6 protein-coding genes are annotated in these 7,553 nt (G+C 61.6%); 5 read left to right on the forward strand and 1 reads right to left on the reverse strand.

From position 1 onward, the window contains the following. Positions 1–103 precede the first annotated feature (103 nt). The 3 genes from BN1127_RS10265 to BN1127_RS10275 all read left to right on the forward strand — a co-directional run bounded on the left by BN1127_RS10265 (position 104) and on the right by BN1127_RS10275 (position 4,349). Positions 104–715 (forward strand): OmpW family outer membrane protein, encoded by a 612-nt coding sequence (locus BN1127_RS10265; RefSeq protein WP_041206519.1) that lies wholly within the window; start codon positions 104–106, stop codon positions 713–715. A gap of 200 nt (positions 716–915) precedes the next feature. Further along, a complete protein-coding gene (locus tag BN1127_RS10270) occupies positions 916–2,895 on the forward strand; it encodes a methyl-accepting chemotaxis protein (RefSeq protein ID WP_042649371.1) in 1,980 nt (659 codons plus the stop codon). A gap of 8 nt (positions 2,896–2,903) precedes the next feature. Continuing rightward, positions 2,904–4,349: an ABC transporter substrate-binding protein gene (locus BN1127_RS10275; RefSeq protein WP_042649372.1), complete on the forward strand. Its 1,446-nt coding sequence runs from the start codon at positions 2,904–2,906 to the stop codon at positions 4,347–4,349. Between the two features lie 62 nt (positions 4,350–4,411). Here the strand turns inward: BN1127_RS10275 and BN1127_RS10280 are convergent, their stop codons facing one another. Further along, entirely contained in the window at positions 4,412–5,206 is a 795-nt protein-coding gene (locus BN1127_RS10280) for a GNAT family N-acetyltransferase (protein WP_042649373.1), read from the reverse strand. A 327-nt stretch (positions 5,207–5,533) separates the two neighbouring features. Here BN1127_RS10280 and metF point away from each other — a divergent pair, with 327 nt between their 5' ends. Together metF and BN1127_RS10290 are read left to right on the forward strand one after the other, a co-directional pair. Beyond that, complete coding sequence (gene metF, locus BN1127_RS10285; protein WP_025328549.1) at positions 5,534–6,430, forward strand: methylenetetrahydrofolate reductase; 897 nt, start codon at positions 5,534–5,536, stop codon at positions 6,428–6,430. A gap of 637 nt (positions 6,431–7,067) precedes the next feature. Further along, positions 7,068–7,340, forward strand: coding sequence for a DUF2442 domain-containing protein (locus tag BN1127_RS10290; protein WP_005328751.1), 273 nt, complete (start codon positions 7,068–7,070; stop codon positions 7,338–7,340). Positions 7,341–7,553: the final 213 nt, after the last annotated feature.

The raw sequence follows: 7,553 nt of genomic DNA on the forward strand, positions 1-7,553 counted from the left end.
TCGATTTAGCGGCGCTTACGAGCCAAATCAATAACCGGTCATTCACATCCTTTTATAGTTTTCGGGCTTACAACATAGAAAGAAAACAAAAAGGAAATATGTGATGAAAAAAGTCCTTCCTCTCCTGATCGCAGCCGCTTTTGCTTCCCCCGCCGTCCTGGCACACCAGGCCGGCGACATTCTGGTGCGTGGCGGTCTGGCCTTTGTCTCCCCCCAGACCAGCAGTGACGACGTCCTCGGCACCGGCGAGCTGGATATCGACAGCAACATGCAGCTGGGGCTGACCCTCTCCTATATGCTGACGGACAACTGGGGCGTCGAGCTGCTGGCGGCGACCCCCTTCTCCCACTCGGTGTCGACCCCGGGGCTGGGTGAGGTCGCCAAGGTCAAGCACCTGCCGCCGACCCTGATGGCGCAGTACTATTTCGGTGATGCCAACAGTAAGGTGCGTCCTTATGTCGGTGCCGGTATCAACTACACCACCTTCTTCGATGAAGAGGGCCGTGGGGCCCTGGCGGGCACGGATGTGAGCGTCGACTCCTCCTGGGGGTTGGCGGGTCAGGTGGGGCTGGACATGGCGATCAATGACCGCTGGTTCGTCAACGCCTCCGCCTGGCTCATCGACATCGACACCGACGTGCACACCGCAGTGGGCACCATCAATACCTCCATCGATCCGGTTGCCTTCATGTTTGGCGTCGGCTATCGCTTCTGATGACAGGGTTGGCCGCCTCAAGGCCATGACAACCAAGCATGTCTCTTTGGCCCGGCTCTGTTCGGGCCCTTTTCTGTCTGGCTCGGGGCAATAACTGTGATCCGGCCCCTCATAGTGTCACTTATTGCTCTTCCATTGCCTCGGCGTGCCGATAGCCTCTGCGTTAACCCCTTTATTTCCCAACGAGTGAGGATGTCTCCATGGGTTTATCTATCGTGCAGCGGATCATCGCCGGATTTGTGCTGATGTTGCTGCTGCTGGTTCTGCTGGGCTTCATCAGTATTCTGAAGATCCGGGGGATCAATGAGGGACTGTCCCAGGTATCGGATCGTGCCACTCCCCTGGTGATCGCCGTCGCCGGGCTCAAGGGGGCACTGCAGGACAGCAACCGCTGGGTGCTGACCTACAGGACCAGCGAGGATGCCACCCAGTTGCCGCAGCTGGCCAGCCAGTTCAAGGCGCAGCAGGCGCGCTTCGTTGCCCAGAGCAAGGAGATGGCCCGCTTCAACGATGTGGCCGAGGCGGGCGAGCGCTTTCGTCAGGTCGATGGGGCCACCCGGGAGTTCTACGGTCTGGCGGATCAGGTGCTGAGCCAGCATGGTCAGTGGATAGCCGCCCTCGATCGCCGTCATGAGCTGGAGCTGGCCTTTATCAGGCTGGAAGACACCTATCAGTGGGCCGCCGATCTGCTGTTGCAGCAGACCGCCAGCAAGCGTTCCATGCGCAACAAGGCCGAACTCATCACCTCCGGCATCGCCCGGGATCTGAAGAACATCCGTCGGGCAGACGCCAAGACAGATCTCAACGAACTGGAGAAGGTGCTCGCCAAGGATATCGAGATGGCGCGCAAGCGGCTCGAGCGGGTGCTGGTGCCCGATGACGTGAGGCAGCGCTTCGTCGTCAATCTGGACAGGATGCAGGAGCTGGCGCTCGGCCCGCAGGGACTGCTGGCCACCATGCGCAATGCCCAGCAGCTTGCCGCCTCGCTGCAAACCTTGAATCAGCAGCTCGACACCAGTCTGGTCAACAGCCTGGCGCTGCTGGACGAGATGGGCAAGTCGGCGGGCAGCATCGCCAGCCAGAGCCGGATCGGGGCCGATGACGCCGTCAGCAGTGCCAGCCTCTGGATCCTGATCGTTTCCGCCATCTCCGCCGCCGCCGCGCTCATCATCGGTTACACCACGGCCCGCAGCATACAGCGTCCGCTGCAGCTGATCGATCGGGCGCTGGATCGCATGGCCACCGGGGACATGACCCGGCGCATCGACTACCAGAGCCGCTGTGAATTCGGCAGCCTGACCCGTTCCATCAACACCCTGGCGGACAAGACGGGGGAGCTGCTCTCCCAGATCAACGCCGGTTCCCGCCATCTGGTGGAGGAGGCGAGCCGCGCCGCCGAGATAAGCGAGCGCGCCATGTCCAGGGTGCAGGATCAGAAGAGCCAGACCGACCAGGTGGCCGCCGCCATCACCGAACTGGAGGTGAGCGCCACCGAGGTGGCCCGCTCCACAGATGGCACCAAGCGCGAGGTGGATCTGGCCGACGAGGAGGCACGCGCCGGTCGCAAACAGGTGGCGACCACGCGCCGGATCACCGAACAGCTGGCTGGCGCCATGGAGGAGGCGGTCGGCATCACCCACAAGCTGGGGGAATTCAGCAACAACATCGGCAGTATTCTGGACGTGATCCGCAGCATTGCCGAGCAGACCAACCTGCTGGCACTGAATGCGGCCATCGAGGCAGCACGGGCCGGTGATGCTGGTCGCGGCTTTGCGGTGGTGGCGGACGAGGTCAGGGCGCTGGCGAACCGGACCCAGACCTCGACTGAAGAGATCCAGGCCATGATCGAAAACCTGCAGAGCTCCAGCAAGCAGGTGATGGAGGTGATGGGACGCAGCCAGGAGCAGACCCAGGGTTGCGTGTCACAGACCCGGGCCATGGATCAGGCGTTGCAATCCATCGCCGAGCGGATGAGTGCCATCAAGTCGATGGCGGATCAGGTCGCCCATGCGGCCCAGGAACAGATCTCGGTCAGTCAAGGGGTGGCCCGTCATATCGCCGGCATTGCGGACGTGGCCTACGAGACCGAACGGGAGGCCCGTGAATCGGCAGGCAGCAGTGAAGTACTGGCGGATCTGGTCGCCAAACAGCAGCAATTGATCGCTCATTTCAAGGTGTAGGAGGACTTATGGCTAACAAGTGGATCGGGGCCCTGAGTCTCCTGTTGTGTGGCCAGCTGATGGCCAGCGAGCTGGTGATCGAAAGCTGGCGGATCGATGACAAGGCCCTGTGGGAGGAGAAGATCATCCCCGCCTTCGAGGCCGCTCATCCGGGCATCCAGGTGAGCTTCAACGGGGTGCAGAACGTCGACTACATGCCGACGCTCTGGGCCAGTTTGAAGGAGGGCAAGGCCGGGGATCTCATCACCTGCCGCCCGTTCGATGACTCCCTGGCCCTGTTCAAGGCGGGTCATCTGGCGGAGCTGAGCGAGATGGCCGGGATGGAGAACTTCCCGAGCTTCGCCCAGTCCCCCTGGCAGACAGACAGCGGCGCCCAGACCTTCTGCGTGCCCATGGCTTCCGTCATTCACGGCTTCTTCTACAACAAGCAGATCTTCAGCGAGCTGGGGCTGGCCATGCCCCAGACCCGGGACGAGTTTTTCGCCGTGCTCGACAAGGTGAAGGCGGATGGTCGCTATGTGCCGCTGGCCATGAGTGGCTCCGAGAGCTGGGTCGCCTCCGAGCTGGGCTTCCAGAACATTGGCCCCAACTACTGGAAGGGGGAGGATGGCAGGCTGGCGCTGATTGGCGGCCAGGAGCGGCTCGACAACCCGCAATACGTCAAGGTGTTCGAGGAGCTGGCCCGCTGGCGTGCCTATCTCGGCGAGGGGGGCGAAGGCCGTGACTACGCCACTACCAACGAGCTGTTCACCTCCGGCAAGGCTGCCTTCTATGCGGCCGGCTCCTGGGAGATAGCCCCCTTCACCGGCAAGGTGGACTTCGGTGTCATGCGCCCCCCTGTGGCAAAGCAGGGTGACGGTTGCTTCTTCACCGATCACACCGACATCGGTATGGGGATGAACCCGGCCAGCAAGAACAAGGAGGCCGCCATGACCTTCCTGCAGTGGCTGACCACCTCCCAGTTTGCCGAGCTCTATACCAATTCGTTGCCGGGGTTCTTCTCCCTCTCCAACCACTTCTTCGAGGCCACCAACCCGGCGGCCAAAGAGATGATGGAGTGGCGAGATCAGTGTGACTCTACCATCCGGGTCGCCACCCAGATCCTCTCTCGCGGCACCCCCAAGCTGGGGGATGAGCTGGCCGAGGTGAGTCAGAGTGTGCTGCTCGGCACCATGGCGCCGCAAGCCGCCGCCGACCGGCTGGAGCAGGGGCTGAAGGGTTGGTATGCCCCGCATCAGGGCCAGCAGGCCAAGGCCGTGGACTGCCAATGCACGGCTCCCGCCGCCGTCTCTGCCGCGCCCGCCACGGTTGAGGCTTCCGTTGCTACGCCATCCGCGGCCATCTCGACCGCGCTGAGCGCGTCCCCCGTGTCTGCGGCTGTGGCTCCCTCGGCTGCTGCCGCGACCGACGTCGAGCAGGCGCTGGCCAGCGAGCTGGAAGCGCCGCAGCCCTGAAGGGCTGCACCATGAAAAAAAACGGGAGGCATCAGTCTCCCGTTTTCATTTGCGCCAGACGGCTATGGCTGGTGAGTCCAGCGGCACAGGCTGCCGATACGTGCCACCGGGACGAAACCCAGGGCGCGGTAGACCCGCTGGGCGTGGTAGTGCTCGTCGGCCACTATGATGAGCTGCCTGGCTCGCTCGAACCCCTGACGGGCGACCTGGCTCAGCAGTTGACGGCAGAGGCCCCGGTTTCGCCAATCCTGATGGGTACGAACCAGCTGGAAGCGCCCCATGGTGCCGGTGAAGAAGAGGCCGCAACTGGCGACCAGGCGACCCTGATGCCAGATCCCCCACCACTGTCCCAGTCCATCGGCGATCATGGCCTGATAGAGGTCGCGCCGTGACTGCAGGTAGGCGAGGTAGCTCTCCTCCTCATGACCTGGGTCCCTGTCATCGAGCTCCAGGGTCAGCCAGTCATCCCAGTCGGCAGGGGTGAAGGGGCGGGCCGGGGCGAGGTCCTGGTCGCTCGGTGTCTGCCAGCTGGCGGCTTCCAGTGCCAGCACCACGCACTCCATGTATTGGTATCCCGCCGCCACGAAGCCGGCGACCCGGCTGTTCTGTCCCTCGGCCAGCGGCCACTGGAAGGTGCGATGGCGGATCCTGGGATCCTGGCCGATCAGCTTGTCGAAGCTGGCTTCGAGCCAACCCTTGTCACGGTCGCTGGGGGGCGTGGGGAGCAGCAGATAGTTGCCGAAGTAGTAATCCGGGGCTGTCGGGGTGCGCACTGTCCAGAACCCTTCATGGTCCCTCACCTCGCCCTGATAGCGATCGAACAGCAAATCGGTGGCAAAACCGGGGTGATCTTCCATGACAAGGCTCCTGCAAATGCTTGAATTGATTATCGGCAGGGAGGGGGAGAAGTTAAAAAAAGGCCGGGAAACCCGGCCAAACAATCACACGCAGATTCAGAACGTCCAGGACGATCCGCCCGCATCATAGCGTGCCTGAGGACATTTTGGGATGGGGCCGCTCGCGACTTGGGTTGAATTGCAAAATAAAAAAAATCGCTTATCCCGCCTTCGTGGGTAAATCGAGGTTGACTTTGAGCCGTTTTCTCATAAAGATAGAAAGACGTTTAGACGTCCAAACATCCGTTTTGACGTACAGGAATCGGTTGTAGGACAGGGAGAGAGCAGATGGGATTTCACAGCGCGCGTCAGGTTGAGGCACTCAACCAGAGTCTGGCTGACTTGGGTAACAACATTTCGGTCAGTTTCGAGTTTTTCCCCCCCAACAGCGAAGGGATGGAGAACACCCTCTGGCAATCCATCGAGCGACTGCAGGTGCTGGAACCCAAGTTTGTCTCCGTGACCTATGGCGCCAACTCGGGCACCCGGGATCGCACTCACAAGGTGATCAAGGACATCAAGGAGCGCACCGGCCTCATCGCCGCGCCGCACCTGACCTGTATCGATGCCAGCCGCGACGAGCTGAGAACCATCGCCCGTGACTACTGGAACAGCGGCATTCGCCACATAGTGGCACTGCGTGGTGACTTGCCCCCCGGACTCGACAAGCCGGACATGTATGCCACCGATCTGGTCGCCCTGCTCAAGTCCGAGGCCGACTTCGACATCTCGGTTGCCGCCTATCCGGAAGGCCACCCCGAAGCCAGGAGCGCGCAGTCTGACCTGCTCAACCTCAAGCGCAAGATAGATGCCGGTGCCAACCGCGCCATTACCCAGTTCTTCTTCGATGTGGAGACCTACCTGCGTTTTCGTGATCGCTGCGCCGCCATCGGCATCGATGCCGAAATCGTGCCGGGGATACTGCCGGTCTCCAATTTCCAGACCCTCAACAAGTTTGCCGGCTTTACCAACGTGAAGATCCCGCGCTGGATGCATCAGCGGTTCGAGGGGCTGGATAACGATCAGATGACCCGCAACATGGTGGGGGCCAGCATCGCCATCGACCAGGTGCGGGTGCTGAGCCAGGAAGGGGTGAAGGATTTCCACTTCTACACCCTGAACCGATCCGAGCTGACCTACGCCATCTGCCATACCCTGGGAGTGAGGCCGAAAGGCCAGGCCTGATCCCCATCAGCCCATATCCGCTTCGGCAGTGGATAGACCTCATTTCAGCCAGCCTTGATCCCCCGATGCACCGCACCGGGGGATTGTTTTTCAGGGCATGATGCAGGTGATCCCTGTTGCGGATATACCGCTTCGCTCACCATCGTTCAGGCTTGCGTCTGCCTGCCGTCCTAGTCGGAACGTATTTTCCAATCTACCCAACCAGAGCCCATTTAGTCGTCAGCACACCATTTGGGAGACGTAAACCATATTCTTCACCCCGCCTGTGGAGGGTCATCTGGCTATTCTGCGTCATCGTACAGCGCCAGAGTGGCATCCCTCATGACCTCCGGCTGTGATGCCGGAACCGGGTGTCGTCCGCCAGCCGGATTGGTTTGCCTGCTTGACGGACTCGCCGAAGGCGTCGCACGGTTCGCAGGCTCAGCCTTCCATAAAGAGATCGTTGATGTTGGTGGCCAGCGGCGAGCCGCCGAGAACGCAGACAAACCAGCAGCAACCAGCTCTTCGGCTGGCCGGTGTACTCCTGACCTGGCCAAAAGACAGCATAAATGACTGGGCATTGTGTGATCCTCATTGCAAAGCGGGGCGGGAGGCTTGCCTATAATGGCGCCGGATTTTCTCAATCGGAGCCGAAGGGATGCCGGTCTTCATCGATGTGGAGTATGTGCATGACTGGTGCCTGTTCGTGGTGCTCTCGGATGGCACTACCGGGGTGCTGGACCTGACCCCCTGGCGCAGCCAGCCCCTGTTTGCCGCCATTGACACCGAGCGTCGCTTCGCCCGGGTCTTCATCAATCGCCGCCACCAGCTGGAGTGGCCTGGAGGTTTCACCCTGTCGGCCCAGGAGGTCTATCACCTGATCAAGCCCATCGACGAGCGCGACGCCTTCCACGATCGCAATACGCATTGAGCCTCGCCTGCTAACGCGTTGAGTCAGGTAACGTTTTCAGTCACAGACCCGCTTTGGCGAGGCCGCTATCATGGCCCCAGGGTGGCGTATTTTGCGCCAGCACCATCACAGCGGGAAGATAACAATGAAACAAGGAAGGTTGCGCCATGGCGGCCTGATCGGGGCCGCCTTGTTACTGACAGCGTGCGGCAGCGGCGGCGGGGGCTCCAGCAG

The sequence above is a fragment of the Aeromonas media genome, from assembly GCF_000819985.1.
GTDB lineage: Bacteria > Pseudomonadota > Gammaproteobacteria > Enterobacterales > Aeromonadaceae > Aeromonas > Aeromonas media.